The organism is Paraburkholderia caffeinitolerans (assembly GCF_902859945.1).
Classification (GTDB): domain Bacteria; phylum Pseudomonadota; class Gammaproteobacteria; order Burkholderiales; family Burkholderiaceae; genus Paraburkholderia; species Paraburkholderia caffeinitolerans.
The window spans coordinates 15,380-34,355 of the sequence record NZ_CADIKL010000059.1 but is presented as its reverse complement, the minus strand read 5'-3'; the positions used below and the strand labels follow the sequence as shown (position 1 = coordinate 34,355).

At 64.9% G+C, this 18,976-nt stretch carries 11 protein-coding genes and 2 pseudogenes; 7 read left to right on the top strand and 6 right to left on the bottom strand.

Translation table 11 applies throughout. The features are described 5' to 3' along the window. Positions 1 to 169: pseudogene (locus tag HV773_RS37180) on the top strand (transposase); the annotation flags it as partial. A 170-nt stretch (positions 170 to 339) separates the two neighbouring features. On the opposite strand, the gene HV773_RS34050 reads toward HV773_RS37180, so the two are convergent. Both HV773_RS34050 and HV773_RS34045 read right to left on the bottom strand, forming a co-directional pair. Continuing rightward, on the bottom strand, positions 340 to 498 hold the full coding sequence (locus HV773_RS34050) for a DUF3309 family protein (RefSeq protein ID WP_175198227.1): 159 nt from the start codon (positions 496 to 498) through the stop codon (positions 340 to 342). 376 nt (positions 499 to 874) lie between these two features. Further along, complete coding sequence (locus HV773_RS34045; RefSeq protein WP_175198226.1) at positions 875 to 1,744, bottom strand: slipin family protein; 870 nt, start codon at positions 1,742 to 1,744, stop codon at positions 875 to 877. Positions 1,745 to 2,133: 389 nt separating this feature from the next. Between HV773_RS34045 and HV773_RS34040 the strand changes: the two genes are divergently transcribed. Further along, positions 2,134 to 2,274 (top strand): hypothetical protein, encoded by a 141-nt coding sequence (locus HV773_RS34040; protein WP_175198225.1) that lies wholly within the window; start codon positions 2,134 to 2,136, stop codon positions 2,272 to 2,274. A gap of 32 nt (positions 2,275 to 2,306) precedes the next feature. Here HV773_RS34040 and HV773_RS34035 read toward each other — a convergent pair whose 3' ends face one another. Further along, a complete protein-coding gene (locus HV773_RS34035; protein ID WP_175198224.1) occupies positions 2,307 to 3,620 on the bottom strand; it encodes a cation:proton antiporter in 1,314 nt (437 codons plus the stop codon). Positions 3,621 to 3,913: 293 nt separating this feature from the next. Here HV773_RS34035 and HV773_RS34030 point away from each other — a divergent pair, with 293 nt between their 5' ends. Beyond that, the gene (locus tag HV773_RS34030) at positions 3,914 to 4,156 is read left to right on the top strand and encodes a hypothetical protein (RefSeq protein WP_175198223.1); all 243 of its coding nucleotides are present in this window, start codon (positions 3,914 to 3,916) and stop codon (positions 4,154 to 4,156) included. Between the two features lie 138 nt (positions 4,157 to 4,294). Here the strand turns inward: HV773_RS34030 and HV773_RS34025 are convergent, their stop codons facing one another. Continuing rightward, the gene (locus HV773_RS34025; RefSeq protein ID WP_175198222.1) at positions 4,295 to 13,036 is read right to left on the bottom strand and encodes a GH36-type glycosyl hydrolase domain-containing protein; all 8,742 of its coding nucleotides are present in this window, start codon (positions 13,034 to 13,036) and stop codon (positions 4,295 to 4,297) included. Positions 13,037 to 13,350: 314 nt separating this feature from the next. Between HV773_RS34025 and HV773_RS34020 the strand changes: the two genes are divergently transcribed. The 3 genes and pseudogenes from HV773_RS34020 (at position 13,351) to tkt (ending at position 16,962) form a co-directional block, all read left to right on the top strand. Further along, positions 13,351 to 13,938 carry a BPSL1445 family SYLF domain-containing lipoprotein gene (locus HV773_RS34020; protein WP_175198230.1) on the top strand — a complete coding sequence of 196 codons (588 nt, stop codon included), beginning with the start codon at positions 13,351 to 13,353 and terminating at the stop codon, positions 13,936 to 13,938. Between the two features lie 61 nt (positions 13,939 to 13,999). Then, entirely contained in the window at positions 14,000 to 14,824 is an 825-nt protein-coding gene (locus HV773_RS34015; RefSeq protein ID WP_175198221.1) for a PRC-barrel domain-containing protein, read from the top strand. A 59-nt stretch (positions 14,825 to 14,883) separates the two neighbouring features. Beyond that, positions 14,884 to 16,962 (top strand): annotated as a pseudogene (gene tkt, locus HV773_RS34010) (transketolase). Between the two features lie 86 nt (positions 16,963 to 17,048). Here tkt and HV773_RS34005 read toward each other — a convergent pair. Both HV773_RS34005 and HV773_RS37630 read right to left on the bottom strand, forming a co-directional pair. Continuing rightward, positions 17,049 to 17,195, bottom strand: a complete 147-nt coding sequence (locus tag HV773_RS34005; protein WP_175198220.1) for a DUF3096 domain-containing protein — start codon at positions 17,193 to 17,195, stop codon at positions 17,049 to 17,051. Positions 17,196 to 17,477: 282 nt separating this feature from the next. After that, positions 17,478 to 17,618 (bottom strand): glycine zipper 2TM domain-containing protein, encoded by a 141-nt coding sequence (locus tag HV773_RS37630; protein WP_175198219.1) that lies wholly within the window; start codon positions 17,616 to 17,618, stop codon positions 17,478 to 17,480. 622 nt (positions 17,619 to 18,240) lie between these two features. Between HV773_RS37630 and HV773_RS33995 the strand changes: the two genes are divergently transcribed. Further along, positions 18,241 to 18,558 carry a hypothetical protein gene (locus tag HV773_RS33995; RefSeq protein WP_175198218.1) on the top strand — a complete coding sequence of 106 codons (318 nt, stop codon included), beginning with the start codon at positions 18,241 to 18,243 and terminating at the stop codon, positions 18,556 to 18,558. The last annotated feature ends 418 nt before the right edge of the window (positions 18,559 to 18,976 follow it).

Genomic DNA, 18,976 nt, shown 5'->3' with positions numbered 1-18,976 from the left:
CGATCCTGAGCGCACGCAGGCTTTCCTTTCGAGCCTCGGTCCGATCCGGCAGCACTTCGCGCTCAAGCGACATCTACTGCGCGCCTCGCTCTATCGCAAACAACTCGCCGCACGCTTCGACGCCTGGCATCGCTTCACTGGGATCACCCGAGATTCGTCCGCTTTCTGAGCGAATGCGCGTCCTCTCCGCTATTGCGTCGCAAACGCTTTAACGTGACAGCGCCCACTGGACCTGTGCTCCCAGCAGGTCCTCCATGTCGTCGGCATGCGTCTCTTCCGCCGCGAACCTCGCGGCCATCTGCCCCGTGCCTTGTCAACGGGCAAGCAGCATCGTGCAACTCACAATCGTCCCAACAGCAACAGGACGACCACTACGACCAGCGCGAGTCCCAGAAAGCCGCTCGGACCGTAACTCCACCCATTGCTATACCGCCAGGTTGGGAATGCGCCGACCAGCAACAGGATTACAACAATCAAAAGTAAGATTCCTAATGACATTTTTCGCTCCTCGTTCCACAAAGCACGTTTAAGCACGATTCACTTTTGAAGATTTCAGAGATTCAAGGCCCCCCCAGAACCCACTGCACGAACCGCTTGAAGCCAACCGTGGCGTCCTGCATCATGGTCGATCTTCCAGGACTCTCAATCACAGACAGGCATCGCTGCCAAAGGCCGAAGTACGCGGCAACCCACCTTGCGGTAAAGATAGCCGTCAAAGCGAATGGCTGTCGGTCCGGTGATGTACGGTATCGCACGAGCCGCGGAGTCCTCTGAGCACGTCGGCATCAGGCTTTATTTCCGATCACCAACCTGGATGTGCAGACGTTTGAGCACTCGGGCACCCCGCCCCCATGCGCCCGAGCCTTGTCTGCGGCTACGCCGCAGTCTTCAGCGGCATCACAGGCGCCCCGCCAAGATCATGGCCAGCAATCGCCATCGCCAGTGCGGGATTCAGACTGTCGACCATCGAAGTCGGCATGAGAATGGTCGCCCCGCGTTCCTTCGTCGTCTCGTAGATAATATTCATCGCCCGAAGCTGCAGTGCGCCCGGCTGTGATTCGTACACTCTCGCGGCTTCGACAAAGTTCGAGGCGATCGCGGCCTCTGCGGACCCCAGAATGACGCGCGCCTGCTTTTCGCGTTCGGCCTGTGCCTGACGAGACATCGCGTCCTGCAACGCAACCGGGATCGCTACGTCGCGAATTTCGACCGAACCGACCGCGATACCCCATTGGGCTGTCTTGGCCCCGATCTCATCTCTCAGATGGGTGTCCGCTGCTGTTCGATCGGAGAGTAGCGTAGCCAGCATCGAGGCACCGATCAGCTCCCGCAGCGTCGTCTGAGCGACGCGATCGATTGCCTGGCGATAGTCGGTAATCGCCAGTGCAGCCTTTTGGGCGTCGCAGACATGCCAGAAAATGATCGCATCGACATTGACCGGCACCGTATCCCTGGTCAGAGCCTGTTCGGCGTTGAAAGCTGTCGTCTGAATGCGTTCGTCAATGACTGCAACGATGTTGTCCAGAACAGGGATGATCATGAAGAACCCCGCTCCTTTCACGCTCTGCAGTTTCCCAATACGAAGGATGACGAACTTCTCCCATACGTTAGCAACCCTGACGGACATTGCGATCAGGACAGAAATGACGAAGAGCCCGACGCCGATATACAGGTTGACGAACGCGCCAGAGGCAATCGCAGCTAGCAGGAAGACGGTGGACAGAAGTAGTGTGATCGGATTCATGATGGCGATTCCTCCCGGAACTGCGGAATGTTATTTCGGACAATTCGGCTCGATCAATCCGCACTCGGCCGTCGCAACACCCTGACCGTGAGCCAAGGATACACAGCAAATAATGCACGTGATCGCATTGGGCGTCGGTACGATACCGTACTGCGCTCCCTGCGTATTGGCCATGCGCATTCAGCACCAGGGGTGACGTGAGATACGTCGGCGAACGCTTGCCGCCAGAAGCCGCCGATGGAGATCCATCCTCGATCAACGCTTCCCGGTCCGTCGGACTATGCCATTCCCGTCGTCTTGACAAAATAGATAACGACAGCGTCCTCCAATGCGCCCAGAATAGGCGGTATGGCAGTTGCTTCCGCGACTGAAATAACGGGAGAAATAGGATGGCGAAGGGTCAATTACGCGGTAACCGTGAAGCGAAAAAACCTAAACAACCGAAAAAGCTGCTGTCTCCAGTTGTGGAAAGAGCATCGGCGGTAACATCGAAATTCACGCTAACCCGCAAGCCGGAAAAGAAGAAATAGCACGCTCCCGATCGCGCGGATCGGGGTCGGCATCACCCCTCCAGCGACACCGGGCGCCGCCCATACCATTTCATCAATGGCCGTATCGACATCCCGTGCGCAAAAATGGACGCAGAAACCATCGCGAGCGTCAGCGTGATCAACTGCTTTGCCATCGGTTCGCTTACGCCGTGACGAATCGCAAACATCAAATAAAACACGGAGCCGATTCCACGTATTCCTAACCACGACACCATCGCGCGCGCACGCCCCGCGCTAGCCACACCGAGCGTTCCGGCCATGACGGCGGCAGGACGCACAAGCACGAACATCACCGGAATGAACCACCATAGCGCGCTCCACGCCATGGCATAAGGCAGCAGTGCGCCGACCAGCGAGACGAGCGTAAGCTCAGCAAGGCGTTCCAGTTGAGCGTTGAACGCCCGCACCGCGCCGGTCATGACTGCGCTGGCATGATGCGAGTGCGTCGCTCTCACGCCATACGCATGACCTTCTGCACCGGGCGCGGCCCCGAGGGATACGGTACCGGCCCGAGGCTTGTCCTCCACCCGCTGAAAAGCCAGGCCCGCAGCAAAAACGGCCAGAAAACCCGAGGCGTGACACAGTTGCGCCGCGCCATAGGCGACGGCGATCACGCCGAGCGACAGGAATTCATCCAGACCGACGGCCTGGGAATGCCGCGTACGCAGATAAACGACAAGGCGGCCGATGAGGGCGCCAAGCCCCGCGCCGACCAACACGCCGCCCACGCTCGCCCATATCAGGTCCAGTGCCAGCCAGCGCCAGAGACTGAACGAGGCGCCGTCATGCCGCGCCAGTAACGCCAACCCCAGCGTCACGAACGGAAACGCGGTACCGTCGTTCAATGCCCCTTCGCCAGCGAGGCTAAAACGCAATTGATCCGGATCGGTACCGCGCTCGGTCTGCACGCCAGAGGCGAGAACGGGGTCCGTGGGCGCCAGAATGCCGCCGAGAAGCACCGCTGCGCCCAAAGGCAATCCCAACCCCCACATCCCGAGTGCTGCGATCAAGCCCACCGTGATCGCCATCGAGACAAACGCGAGACGCAACGGAACCATCCACCTTCGGTCGAGGATCGGAACGCCCATACGCAGCCCGACGGTAAACAGCGAAATCAGCAACGCGACTTCCGCGACCCGACCGATCACATCGGCATGATGCAGCGGGTCGGGCACGATCAGATTCAGACCGCCAGGGCCCAAGACGTAACCGACGCACAGATAGATCGTCGCGCTGCTCACCAGCAGGCGTGCCAGCGTTGCCCCCGCCACCACCATAGTGATGAGCAGCAGGCCGGACAGCAGATACCAGACGGAATCTGACATGGATTGCGCAAGGGGAGATAGCGGATGTCATGCGTGAGAATAAGGCCCAACTTGAATCGCCACGCACCGAACGGGCCGCGTCCGATGAGCCTGACATCCGGGCTTGCCGCAGTCGGTACGGTGGCGGACAGCGCTACGCACAGACTTCAGCTAGATTCGGGCATCCAGCTGCTTCGCTCTTCGCCTCGGATAACCGTCGGCATGCGCATCAATACGATAGCGTGCCGACAAGCGAATCCGGGCTGAACACAATCCAGTCGATCAGTTGACTCTCCGCTCTGGGGGGATTGGCCATGCTGCATCATCAATTCGAAAAAGAGCTCGCGCATCTCGAACTAATCGTCCCGTTACTGGCCGAGGACGGCCCTTTCGCATTGTCCTATTGGCGGAGCCGGACGACGGCGTTATTGGCCGACCAAAGTGTCATTCCCTCGGGAGCGCGACGCATAGTCCGGCTGCTCGATCTGCTCGACAAGATCGAGCAGGAGGCCCGCGCCGCACCGCCTCGTCGCGCAAAATTGATTCCCGCGCAATAACAGGTGCCGGTTCGCCAAACCGCGACTCGCTCCCGATCGTGCCTGCGCATTGCAGGCGAGCGCCGCGTCAACTGCTGCTGAAGTCCATGACTGGGCCCATCACGCGCGGACACCCTCCACCACAAAAGAACCCTCCGCTCACCGGCATCTGAATGCTGCCTCGCTATCCGGTGCCGCCACCGGGTCGACATCGAGGGGCTCGCCCAGCGTCACCTGCACCTGGTGGCGGGCGCCGTCGTCCACGAGGTGCACCGCCGTGTTGCCGGGTGCGAGCGCAATGCCGTCCGCAACGATGCCGCGCACGCCGCGGCTGACCCCGTGCGGATTGTCCACCTCGATGTCGTACCGAGCCGCGCCGTGCCGAAACACCGCGGTAAAACCCGGCCATCGCTTCGGCACGCAAGGCTCGATGGACAGCTCCGCGCCATGCCTGCGCAAGCCGAGCAGCCCCTCGATGCCCGCGCGATACATCCACCCGGCCGATCCCGTATACCACGTCCACCCGCCGCGCCCCACGTGTGGCGCGGCCGAGTAGACGTCGGCCGCCACCACATAGGGTTCGACCTTGTAGCGGTTCGCTCCGCTTCGCATCCGGCTGCGACCAACAGGATTAAGGAATGCGAACAGATCTGCGGCGCGATCGCCGTCGCCCATCTTCGCGAAGGCCAGCACCGCCCACACCGCGGCATGCGTGTACTGGCCGCCGTTTTCCCGGATGCCTGGCGGATATCCCTTGATATAGCCGGGATCGGGTGCCGCATGATCGAACGGCGGGGTGAACAGCAACGCGAGGCCGTCCTTGCGGCGAATCAACCGTGTGTCCAGCGCCGCCATGGCGCGGTCGGCCCGCCCTGCATCTGCGGCACCTGACAGCACACTCCACGATTGTGCAATGGCATCGATCGCGCATTCGTCGTTGCCGGCTGAACCAAGCGGCGTGCCGTCGTCGAAGTAGCCGCGCCGATACCACTCGCCATCCCATCCCGTGCTTTCGAGCGCCTCGCGCAGGGCTTCGGCACGCGACATCCAGCGGTCCGCCCGCTGGCCGTCGCCGCGCGCGCGAGCGAGCGGCGCGAAGGCCGACAGCGTGGCGTGAAGAAACCAGCCGAGCCAGACGCTTTCGCCGCGCCCCGCCTCGCCAACCCGATTCATGCCGTCGTTCCAGTCGCCGGTGCCCATCAGCGGCAAGCCGTGCGCGCCGAACAGCTCGAGACTTTGCTCGAGCGCGCGCACGCAATGCTCGAACAACGGCGCGCGGGTCTCCGACACGCCCGGCGTGAAGTAAGCGTCGTGCTCGCCTTCCGCCAGCGTCCGTCCTACGAGATACGGCACCGCCGCGTCGAGAATCTCCCGGTCGCCCGTCACCTCGATGTACTGAGCCACGGTGTAAGCCAGCCACGCGCGATCGTCCGAAATATGCGTGCGCACACCGGCGCCGCTCCCGGGCAGCCACCAATGCTGCACGTCGCCCTGCGCAAACTGCCGCCCCGCCGCCCGCAGCAGATGCTCGCGGGTCAGCGCGGGCCGCGCAAGCGCGAGCGCCATGCCGTCCTGCAACTGATCGCGAAATCCGTAGGCGCCGCTCGCCTGATAAAACCCCGCGCGCGCCCAGATCCGGCAAGCAAGCGTCTGGTACAGCAGCCACCGGTTGAGCAGCAGATCCATTGCGCGGTCCGGTGTCTTGACCTGAACGGTTTCGAGCGTGTCGTCCCAGAAGGCCGTCACGGCTGCGAGCACCGCGTCGAGATCGGCGTCGCGATAGCGGACGATCAGTTGTCGGGCGGCCTGCGGCGATTCAGCTTCGCCTAACAGGAACACCACCTCGGCCACGCCGCCCGGTGCGAGCTCGATCCCGGTTTGCAGTGCCGCGCACGGATCGAGCCCCGCGCCGACCTTCCCGGACAACAGCGCGGCGGCCAGCCCGGCCGGATCGCTCAAGCTCCCGTTGCGGCCAATGAACTCGCGCCGGTCGGCGCTCCATGCGTGCTGCCTTCCGCCCAGATCGGCAAAAGCCACGCGTCCACGCCAGGCCTCGGCCCGGCCGTTGCTGGCGAACATCGCCCCCGTCTGCGCGTCGATCGCGGTGCAGGTATGCGGCGCGGCAAGCGCGCGCGACGCACCGAGCGCCCATTCGGCATAAGCCGTCACGCAAAGATGGCGTGTCCGGCTCGACAGGTTGCGCAGCGTCAGACGGGAAATCTTGATGGGATCGTCGAGCGGCACGAATTGCAGCAATTCGAGCGCGACTTCTTCTGCCGCATGCGCGAAGCGGCTATAACCCTGGCCGTGACGTGCGATATAGGGCGCCGCACCTGGCGAGGAGTCGCGCACAGGATTCGCCTGCGGCCCCCACAACACGCCGCTATCGTCGTCGCGAACGTAAAACGCCTCCGCGGGCGGGTCGCTCACCGGATCGTTGGACCACGGCGTCAGCTGATGCTCGCGGCTGTTCGACGCCCACGTGTAGCCGCTGCCCTCGGCCGACACCAGAAAGCCGCATAGCGGGTTGGCGACGACATTGACCCACGGCATCGGCGTGCATTGCCCGGCGGCAAGGATCGTCACGTATTCCCTGCCCTCGTTCGCAAAGCCGCCGAAGCCGTTGAAGCATTCCAGTCCGGCGCCGGGCTGCACCGGTGTCGCCGGCACCGGCGCGGGCGCTGGCACGGTTGCAGGCAAAGGCAATGGCCTGACGCGCGGCGGCGGCGGTGCGCTTGCCAGCCGCCGCAACTGGTCCGCCAAACGACCGTTGCGCGCCGCCAGCACGGCGCGCGCGGCCACCGGAAAGAGCGCACGCGCGGCGCCCGACATCAAGTCCGCCCGCAGCACGAAGATGGCGCCGCGCGCAGCACCCGGGAGCGGCGGCCGCGCCTGCCCGGAGCGCACCAGCGCCTCGAGCGCGGCCTGCAAGTCCTGGACATACGACGACGCGCGCTCGTTGACGATGACGAGATCGACTGCGAGCCGTTTCATGCTCCAGTACTCGTGGGCATGCACCAGTTGCCGCACCAGCGCCATGTGCTCGATGTCGTCGATGCGCACCAGCAGCATCGGCAGGTCGCCCGACACGCCGTGCGCCCAGAGCGGCGCGACACCCACGCCGCCCGCCGCGGCCACCGCTGCCGCGCCGCGCAGCAGCGCGTCGGAACCCGGCCGCAGCGACGCATCGTTGTACAGCATGTACCCGGCCATCCTCTGGAACAGCGCCGCCTCGTCGGGACTCACCCCGTTATGACGGAGTTGCACCTGAGCCTGGGTCCACGCAAGCATCGCCGCCCGCGCGTACGACGCCCCGTCGCGATGCTTGTCCACCAGATCCAGCAACTGGCCGCGCGAATCGGCGACGATGGTCCAGAACGCGATGCTGCCGGTCTCGCCCGGCCTGATGCGCAAACGCTGGCGCAGCACGAACGCGGCGTCGAGCACCACGCCTGCCGAATTGCTGAGCGCGCGCCCGCCCGAGAGGGCGCGGGGCGAGTGCACGCTGCGCCCCCGGCCAATAAAGCGGGCTCGGTCGGTTTCGACTTCGGCGGCCCCAACGGCATTGCCCGCGATTTCCGCCAGATGCGCGGCCCAGACCTCGGGCTCGTTCGTCTCGCGGCGGCGCCGTGTCGCCAGAATGGCCGCCGACCCGGGCAGATACTCGGTCTCGACGAACAGCTTCGCGAACGCCGGATGCGCCTCGTCGGTGGCCGGCGGGGCCAGCACGATCTCCGCATAGGACGTGAACTCGATGATGCACTCGCGCGCGCCGCCATTGGTCACCGACACCCTCCGCACTTCCGCGTCCTCCTCGGGCGACACCACGACGTCGAGCGAGGTCGTCAGCGTGCCGTCGCGCCGGACGAACTCCGCGCGGTCCTCCGTGAGATTCACTTCGTAGCTGTCCGGCACCACACCGGCCGGCTGCCATGCGGCCGACCACCATGCGTCGCTCGCGACGTCGCGCAGATACAGGTAGCTCCCCCAGTCGTCGCAGGTGGCATCCTCGCGCCAGCGGGTGACGGCCAGATCGTCCCGGCGGCTGTAGCCGGAGCCGGCCGAGGTGAGCATCACCGTGTAGCGGCCATTGGAGAGCAGATGGGTCGCGGGCGACGAATCGCCCGCCGACACCAGGCGCCGCACGATATCCGGGCCGCCGCCGCGTATCGGCCCGACGCTGCGCTTCTCGTCGACCCGCAGATGCGCGGCCGCCACCCGCCCCGGCATACGCTCCTGCAACAGCAGTTCGGTGGCCTGGATGGCCGGCTCCGCGTGAAAGAATGCACGAATGCGCCCGCCAAGGAGCGCGTTGGCGATCGAGACGATCGACATCCCCTGATGATGCGCCATGAACGCGCGCACCACCGCGACCTGCTGGCCTTCGGGCACGCGCGCGGGCGTATAGTCGAGCGCCTCGTAGAAGCCGAAGCGGCCGCTGCCGCCCGCCGCGCCCAGACACTCGAAATTGCGCGCGGCCGCGCCGGGCGCGACCATCGCTGCGAGAGCAGTCGCATACGGCGCGATCACGGCGTCGTGGCCGAGACCGCGCTTGAGGCCGAGGTCAGGAACGCCGAAACTCGAATACTGGTAGGTGAATTCGAGATCCCGCGCGTTATAGGCCGATTCGGAGATGCCCCACGGCAAGCCCAGCGCCGCTCCATAGCGGATCTGCTTGCGCACGACGAGGCCGCTGGTGCGCGCGATCAGGCTGTCGGCCGGCGCGCGCATCACCAGCGACGGCATCAGGTACTCGAACATCGACCCGGACCACGAGACCAGCACGGCACCGCCCGCCACCGGCGTCGCGACGCGGCCCAGCCGGAACCAGTGGCGCGCGGGAATGTCGCCCTTGGCGATGGCCACGAAGCTCGCCAGCCGCGCCTCGGACGCCAGCAGATCGTAGCTGCCCGGATCGAGCCGCCCTTCGGCAACCGCGTAACCGATCGACAGCAGACTGCGCACCGGGTCCAGCAGGAAGCCGAACTCCATCGCATTCGCCATGTGCAGCGCCGTATCGGCGAGCGCGTTCAGGCGCGCGCCCAGCGTCGCCGATTCCGGCGTGCATGCGCTATCGCGGCAATGGCTGTGAATCGCCTGCTCGAGCGCATCGGCCCAGAACAGCACGTCGTCGCCCGCACCGTCCAGGGCGTCGCCGGCTTCGTCGACCAGGGCGCGCGCGATGTCGGCCACCGTTGCGGCCGATAGCTGGATCGCCGGCCATGCGGACGGCGCCGCGGCCGCGGCGCCACCGGACGCGGCCGTGCCGGCCGGTCCAGGGCCTGGCACCACGCCCTTTAGCGTACCCCGCAACGCGCCCGCCGCCTGCTCGAATTCGCCATGCAGGGCGCCGCGTGGATGCGTCCCGGCGTTCTGGCTCACGGCGGCGCAGAGCAGCGCGAGGCTGTCGCCGATACCCTCGGGCGCGCACGGCTCCACGCCGGCAGGCTCGGCCGCCCATGCGCGACAGGCATTGGCGAGCGCGATCAGATGGCCGGCAAGGTTGCCGCTGTCGACCGACGATACGTACTTCGGCTCCAGCGGACACAGGTCCTGCGTGGCGTACCAGTTGTAGAAATGGCCACGATAGCGCGGCAGGCGCCCCATGGCGGCGAACGTCGTCTCCAGTCGGTCGACGGCGTCGAGCGTACCGAGCCAGGCGAACTCCCGTGCGCTGACCGTCGCGAGCAGATAAAGCCCGATATTCGTCGGCGAGGTGCGATGCGCGACGACGGGACGCGGATCCTCCTGAAAATTGTCCGGCGGCAGCATCTGGTCGGCGGTCGTGACGAAGGTCTCAAAATAGCGCCACGTGCGGCGCGCATGAAGGCGCAGTTGCCGGGCATCCTCCGGCGTGACGGCGAGATCGCCCGCCGCTCGCGGCGCGACGCTCGACCGGTGCGCGACGGCAGGAGACGCCAGCCAGCCGAGCACGAACGGAATCCCCGCCCACGCGCCATGATTGCCGGATCGCCATGCCACCCACGCACTGGCCGCCGCGCCAAGCAGCGCAAGCGCGATGCCGCCGCGCATCCGCACGAGTGTCTGGTAAAGCGATGGGCGCTCGCGCGCGCCGGCTTCGGCCGCCGTCGTCCATTCAAGCCGATGCCGGTGACTGACCATCACGCGAAACGTTGTGCGCGCAATGGCATCGCTCATCGACGCCGCCTGCTGCGCCAGAAAGATGATCGACAAGCCGGTTCGGGCCAGTGCGAGCCTCAGGTCCGCCAGCCAGACGTAGAGCAGGCTGCGTGTCGTCATTTTCACCTGCGAGCGTCTCCAGCGCGGCACGAGCGCGCCCAGTACCGGCAGCAGCACGGGCAAGCCGATCGTCGCCACCACGAAGGCGCTCCAGAGCAGCGCGGCCGGCAGCGGCAAGGTCCAGCCGGCCAGCAGCGCGACAAAGGCTGCGGGTGCCGTGAGCGTGCGGCGCAGATTGTCCAGCATTTTCCAACGGGCCGTGGCCCGCAGTGCCAGATCGGGCCGCAGGTGCACCGAGGCCAGCCAGGGCAGCAATTGCCAGTCGCCGCGCGCCCAGCGATGCTGACGGGCGGCGGCAACGTCGTAGCGGGCCGGAAACGCTTCGACCACCTCGATATCCGAGGCGAGCCCCGCCCGCGCGAAAACGCCTTCGAACAGATCGTGACTGAGCATCGTGTTCTCCGGCACCCGGCCAGCGAGAGCCAGCTCGAAGGCGTCGACATCGTAGATGCCCTTGCCCGCGTACGAGCCTTCGTCGAGAAGATCCTGGTAGACATCCGATACGGCGGCCGCATAAGGATCGATCCCGCTCTGGCTCGACCAAACACGCTGAAACAGCGAGCCTTCGGCACCGACAGACAGCGAAGGCGTCACGCGCGGCTGCAATACGCCGTAACCTTCGACGACGCGCTGGCTGCGCGGGTCGAAAACCGGCCGGTTGAGCGGGTGCGCCATTTTTCCGATCAGACGGCGCACCGTATCGCGCGGCAAGCGGGTATCCGCATCGAGCGTGATCACATAGCGGACCTGCGGCGGCACAGCAGGCAGGCGGGCACCGAGTGCGACGAACGAGGTGTCCGACGCGCCGCGCAGCAGCCGGTTCAGCTCGTGCAGTTTGCCGCGCTTGCGCTCCCAGCCCATCCACACCCCCTCTTGCGCATTCCAGGTGCGCCGCCGATGCAGCAGCATGAAACGCGGCCCCTGCGGCGTGGTCGGATAGCGCCGATTCAGTTTCTCGATGCCCGCGGCCGCGGCCGCGAGCAACGCGTCGTCGCCGTCGGCTTCGGCGGCGGGGGAATCGGTCCAGTCGGACAGCAGCGCGTAGTAAAGTTCGCCGTCCCCGCTGGCGAGATGATGCACCTCCAGCCGCTCGATCTGCGCGGCCAGTTCGGCTTCGGTGGTCAGCAGCGTCGGCACGGCCACCACGGTGCGCAAGGCCGCGGGAATTCCGTCACGCAGCGCGAGACCCGGCAGCACGACCGCGCCGACCTCGCGCATGACACCCCGGTTGACCACCGCCACCGCCACGTCGAGCGCAGGCAGCAACCCGGCGAGACCGAGCCAGATCCACCCGCGCGAGAACGGATCGAGACCGGCAAGCAGCATCAGCATGCCGCCCAACAGCAGCGCGGCGAACAACACGATGCGGCCGACGTAACCGCCGAGACCGGCATGGCGCGTGAACCGGTGCAGCCATACCGCCGCCGGCGGGCGATAGCCGATCGCCGTCTCGAACGCGCGGCGGCCCGCAGCTAGCAGGTGATAGCCGGGATCGGCGGCACGATCCTGCTGCGCGCCGGCGGCCGGCGCATCGGCCTGAGTGGCATGAGTGACCTGAGCGACCTGCGCGGCGGCGACGGCACGACGCGCGATATCGGGTTCGCTCAGCGACGAACCGCGTGCCAGCGTTTCGATTGCGCCGCGGTACAGGTTGCGCGTCGGAAAGTCCATGTCGACGAAGCCGGGACAGGTGCGCAGGATCTCGTCGACGGGACTGATGCGCTCGAACAGATCGCTCCAGTCCACATCGGAGATCAGACGCAGGCTGGTGATCACATTGCGCACCGTCAGGCTGGCCGCGCCCTGCTGCTGGTGCACCGCGGTCACGATCCGCTCCGCCGTAGTGCGCTGGGCGGCGAGATGCGCGCGCAGCCACGTCACAGCCGGCGTCGTGTCGGGGTCCTGATCGTGCAGCCGCTGGATAAGCTGCACCGCGAAGGTGTCGCGCAGCACCGAGCGCGCGTAGCGCGCCACGAGCACCTCGACGGCTTCGGGGGCGTGTCCGCCCACGCCGAGCAGTCGATCGGCCATCGCGTCGGCGTCGAGCCGCGCGATGCGCCCGTCGGTAATCTCGTCCGCGAGGCGCCGCAGGTTCTCGATCAGCACGATGCGCAGCGTGATCGCCACGGCCCACAGTTCACCGATCGTCAGCGGCTGTACGCTCTGGTAAGCCAGCACGAACCGGCACAGCAGATCGGGATCGAAGCGGCTGTCGGTATGAGCGACGAATGCCCACGCGAGACCGAATACGCGCGGATAGCCGGCAAACGGGCCGGCGCTCAGCTTGGGCAGTTGCCGATAGTAGCTGGGTGGCAGGTCGTCGCGGATCTGCCGGACCTGTTCTTCGACCAGATGATAGTTGTCGAGCAGCCACTCCGCCGCCGGCGTGATCGTTTCGTCGCTCTCCGCCGCCACCACCGTCGCTTCGTAGGCTCGCAACAGATGGCTCGCGTTGTCCCTGAGCCTCGCGGCAAGCGAGGGGCCGGCAGACGCTTTCTCCGAGATCGGTTGTGCGCCGGCGAGGCTGCGCGCATGCTGCGCGAGCCGCTCTTCGCCGAACAGTTGCTCGCGCACCGGCGTGGTGCTGTGCCATGGAGACGGCGCCGTGCGGCGCCGCAAGCCGTGTGAGAACCGAATCATCGCAATATCCCTTTTCATCGGAGCCCCTGTAAGCCGCTTCCACCGTACCACCCGGCATCGGTTAGATTAACGCACAAAGGATATTGAATAGGAATCCTTCAGTATTTCGCTTTCGGCATCGGAGCCCAACCGCTATCTTCCGGCCTGTGCGACCACGTGTCTGTACGGTGCGAGACCGTCATCGCCGCCCGCAACGAAAGGGCCCCGGTTCGCAGAAACGGATTCGGAAATGCGCAGTTTGTACGCTGTCGTACCGCGTCGGCCGTTACGACGGCGTAGTGTCGAACACGTCGTCAATTCGCCAGGAAAGAATTGTGCAAAGACGAACATTCATATGGAGCACGCCCGGGTCGATCCTCGCACTCGGCCTGGCGCTCTCCGGCTGCACCACCACCAGCCCGTCCGACGTCAGCAGTGACCAGGCCGCCAAGCGCCATGGCATCGACGCGGGCGTCGACTCCACCCTCTCGCGCCTCTATGGCGCGGCAAACGGCTCACGGGAGCTCGTTGAAAAGGCGCGCGGCGTGCTGATTTTCCCGTCGGTCATCGATGCCGGCTTCATTGTCGGCGCAGAGTACGGCGAAGGCTCGCTGCGCGTGCACGGGCACACCGTCGGGTACTACAGCACGACAACCGGATCGGTCGGCTGGCAGATCGGCGCGCAATCGCGTGCAATCGTCTTCCTGTTCATGACCGATGACTCGCTCACCCGGTTCCGCAGTTCCGACGGATGGTCGGCGGGCGGAGACGCGTCGGTCGCGGTACTGAAAATCGGCGCGAACGGCGCTATCGATACCAGCACGGCAACGGGACAGGTGGATGCATTCGTGCTGACCAACAGCGGATTGATGGCCGGTGCCTCGCTTGACGGCACCAAGGTCAGTCGGCTCAAGTCGCTGTAACCGCCGGCTGCATGGGGCATGGCGTGCATCCCTGCCCCTCTTCGAATTGCGAGGAGAAGTCATGTTACGCAGCATCAAGGACCTGCACGGCTACACGGTTGGCGCACTCGACGGCGACATCGGCACGGTCGAACAGGCTTACTTCGACGACGAAGCGTGGGGCGTGCGCTATCTGGTGGTCGAAACAGGCAACTGGCTCAGCAATCGCCCGGTTCTGATTTCTCCGTATTCGATCAAGCGCGCCGACGCTGAATTGAACATCATCCCTGTGAACCTCACGCGGCAGCAGGTGCGGGACAGCCCGAACATCGACACGCACAAGCCGGTGTCACGTCAGTATGAGATCGAGTATCTGCGCCACTACAGCTATCCGAACTATTGGGGCGGCCTGAACCTCTGGGGCATGGACGCCTTGCCGGCGTTCAACGCGAACGATGCCGCAACGGGCTTCGCGCCAGAGTCATCCGCGCGCACCGGCCAGCCACACGTCGATCCGCCAGCCGACCTCCATCTGCGCAGCACGGGTGAGGTGAAGGGCTATCACATCGAGACCGTCGACGGCGGCATCGGCCACGTCTGCGACTTTATCTACGACGATGAAGCGTGGGTCATTCGCTACCTGTGCGTCGATACACACAACTGGTGGCCCGGCTGCAAGGAAGTGCTGGTGGCCACACAGTGGATCGCGCTGGTCGACTGGTTCGCGTCCACCGTGTCCACCACGCTGACCCGCGAAGCCATCCGGCACAGCCCGGCGTACAACGGAAAGACGCCCGTTCCTCGCAGCTATGAAATTGGGCTCCATGAATACTATGGCAACGAGGGGTACTGGTCGCGCGACGATCCGGCATCGTCTGCCGAATCCATCCGCAACGCCGGGCGGTAAGCTCATCACGGCGTAATGCGCCGCGTGCCGCCTGTCAGCAACAACCCGGGAGAGTGCATATGCATTCAGCGGCTTCCCCCTCGCCCCCCCCTTTTGCGCTGGACGACCTGTGTGTCAATACGCTGCGCTTCCTGTCGGTCGATGCCGTACAGAAAGCCAACAGTGGCCATCCCGGTATGCCGCTCGGCGCAGCCTCGATGGCCTACGTGCTGTGGACCCGCTTTCTCAAACACAACCCGGCTGATCCGGCATGGTTCGACCGCGATCGCTTCGTACTGTCCGCCGGGCACGGCTCGATGCTGCTATACAGCCTGCTTCACCTGACGGGCTACGATTTGCCGCTCGAACAGATCCGACAGTTTCGCCAATGGGGGAGCCTCACGCCGGGGCACCCGGAACGCGGTCTCACGCCGGGAGTCGAGACCACGACGGGACCGCTCGGCCAGGGGTTTGCCAACGGGGTCGGCATGGCGATGGCGGAGGCACACCTTGCGGCGCGCTACAACCGGCCGGGGTTCGGCATCATCGATCACTTCACCCACGGCATCGTCAGCGGCGGCGATCTGATGGAGGGGGTGGCGTCCGAGGCTGCGTCCCTGGCCGGTCATCTGCAGCTTGGCAAACTGATCTATCTCTACGACGACAACCAGGTCACGCTTTCCGCAGGCACGGACATCACGTTCACCGAAGACCGCGCGCGACGGTTCGAAGCCTATGGCTGGCACACCCAGCGCATCGACGACGGCAACGACCGGCCCGCCGTCGAACAGGCGCTCGACAACGCGCGGGCCGAAACGCAACGACCGTCGCTGATTCTGGCGCATACGCATCTAGGCTACGGTTCGCGAGACAAACAGGACTCCTACAAGGCGCATGGCTCGCCACTCGGGGAAGAGGAAGTCCGTCTGACCAAGCAGAACCTCGGCTGGCCGACCGAGCCGGCATGCCTCGTCCAGCCGGCCGCGCAGGCGCACTTTCATCGCGCGCTGACAGAAGGACCGTACAGGCAGGCCGAGTGGAATACCCGCTACGCCGCTTACACGCGAGCGTTTCCCGAGCTGGCGAAGGAACTGCTGAACGTGATGAGCGGCGAATTGCCGGCCGGCTGGGATCAGGACATCCCGCTCTTTCCCGCCGACGCCAAAGGCATCGCCACGCGGGTGGCATCGGGCAAGGTGATGAACGCCATCGCGCCGCGTCTGCCGTCGCTGATCGGCGGCTCCGCTGATCTCGATCCGTCCACCTTCACCTCGCTGTCCGGGCTCGGCGACTTCGAGGCGCCCGGCGGCAGCGCGCGCGACCGGCAAGGCTCGGATGGAGGCGGATGGAGCCGTGCGGGCCGCAATGTGCACTTCGGCGTGCGCGAGCATGCCATGGGGGCGATCCTGAACGGCCTGGCCGCTCATGGCGGAACCCTGCCGTTCGACGCGACGTTCCTGATTTTCTCGGACTACATGCGCCCGCCGATCCGGCTTGCCGCGCTCATGCATCTACAAGTGATCCACGTCTACACGCACGACAGCCTGGCGCTTGGAGAAGACGGCTCGACGCATCAGCCCATCGAGCAGTTGGCAAGCCTGCGGGCCGTGCCGCACCTCAACGTGATTCGCCCCGCCGATGCCAACGAAACCGCGATGGCCTGGCGCGTAGCGCTGGAAACGCGCGACCGGCCGACCGTGCTTATCCTGACGCGCCAGAACGTGCCGACTTTCGACCGCACCCGGTTCGCCGCCGCCGACGGCCTGCGGCGCGGCGGCTACATCCTGGCGGATGCGCCCGGCGGCGGCGAGCCTGCGTTGATCCTGATCGCCACCGGCTCCGAGGTCGCGCTTGCCCTGGCCGCACGCGAGCAGCTGCTGGCACAGAACGTTGCAGCGAGCGTGGTTTGACTGCCCTGCTGGTCGCTGTTCGATGCACAGCCTCAAGCGTATCGGGATGCGGTGCTGCCGCCATCGGTCGGCGCACGGCTGGCCATCGAGGCCGGTGTGCCGCAAGGCTGGCATCGCTATGTCGGCGAGCGCGGCGAGGTGCTCGGCATCGAGCGTTTCGGCGCTTCCGCTCCGGCCGAAGTGCTGCTGCGCGAGTATGGCTTCACGCCCGGGAACGTCTGCGCGCGTGCGCTGGCGCTGCTGCGTTAGTCATCGGGCAGCGTGAAGTCATGACTGATGCGCGTTGCGATATCCCTCCATCATTGCGGCTCATGATGACGCCGCCAATGCACGAGTCAGCGAATATGGCTGCCAAAAAGTCCAAGCAGTCCGATGACAATCAGGTAGATCGCAACGATGTAGTTCAGCAGGCGTGGAACAACGAGAATCAGGATACCCGCAATCAACGAAACCAGCGGACCTGCGCTTGTGAGCATTTGCATGACATCCTCCTTCGGACAACCCTGAAACGAGTACGATGTAGCGCGGGCTGCGCTTCGCTCGAGGCCGTTCACGACACGACGCTGGAGACTGCCCTGACGCCGTACGTCAGCGTACCCAACGCGCTCCGACGGGCGTCGATTTAGCCTGCGCCAGAAACCGCCCACTGCCATGCCTGTTCCTTGACGCGGTAGCGTGCTGGCACGGTGTACCGTGCGGTCTAGGCCCAGCGGAGAATTCGGCGAACAGAATCTGCACGCCGATCCGCACAGTCGGAACCTGGGTTATTTCCCGACCTGATTGCCGATGACGCCGCCAACGGCCGCGCCACCGACCGTGCCTAACGCGCTACCGCCCGTCAGGACGGCCCCCCCAACGGCGCCGACTCCGGCGCCGACCACGGTGTCCGTACTCCTGTGAGACATGTCACCACATCCGAGCATAAGAACCGTTACGACCGGTATGGCCGACCGGGCGAAGATGGTACGAATCTGTGTCATTTTGATACCCCTGAAAACTGATGTGGCAAGCCGGCATGGCTAACCAGGCGGGACTGGCGGATACCCACACCACCACGCTCCGAAGCCACCTGTATCCTGCAGCGAAAAGACCGTGCTGTCGGTCCGACAGCGTACGTGCAATGCCTCTCTGGCCGGTTGCTGCCAAGGAAAATCGACACCTGCCTTTTTACGGCCATTGTCCCGACTGGCACCGGTTTGAAAGGCCAATGCCCCGAGAGCGATAAGGCAAAGCCGTTTGCCCTGAAACGCAGTACGGCACCGTACCGACTTCTTTCGAACTCGCGCGCACCGTGATTCTGTGCCTGACTATCTTGCGCAATGCCAATGCCGGTAAGCGGCGGGACGAAACCGATGCCGAGACCACGCCGCTTCGCGACCCGGAGCACTATTCATCATGTCGTTGATATATCGGACTACGATGTAATATTGATGTGCGAAACGCCAACCGGTTCACGGATCGGAAGTTGACGTCTTCTGGCTGAAAATGGTCTACACGCGAAATAGCACCAACTCAGAGAGCACTACCATGACCGACGCCAATCCCCAAAGCACTTTTCGCGCTCTTCCCCTGACTCCAGATCAAGACGCGGAAATCAGGCATTACATAAGAAGTAAAACCAGGCAGGGCGCTCCGTGGGACACCCCGGATCTTGATTCCATGCTTGCAGATATGCTTGCGCCCCCGCGCAACGAAGACGGCGAATCTGGCGCCACCGTCGACGAAGCGAAGGCAGCTACGGAGCGCGCGGCAGCTTCCATCGACGAAGCCATGGAACCCATCGAGGCCAGCGAGGAGCGGAATGCGGCCATGGAGACCGAAGGTATGAGAGGGCCCAAGCGTTGAATCGCGGCGCTACACCCACGCACCGGCAAGGCGGCCTCGGTGGCTCGCAAGACTCGCGCGCGGCACCGGTTGAGATGTGCGTATATTGAGTGATCAGGTGACGTCAAGTTAGCACTTTGAACCGGTACGGTGCCGTACTGAGTTCGATCCAATTTTCAGGCATTCTGCGTAAGAATACGACGAGACACCTGTCGCGACATGCCCGATACGATCGCACCGGGAATAGTCAGTTTGCTGTGGCTATAGTCGCCCCCCGACACGTTCATGCAACTCCAACTTAAGGATGCCTGAGCACATGAAGTCTGCGTTAACGGAAGAGTGGATCTAAGCCGTACAAGGTGGGATAACGCGGATGGAACACCGCGACTAGGAGATAGAGGACAACCTCGCCTCGTTGTGTCGTACCGGATTGCTCTCT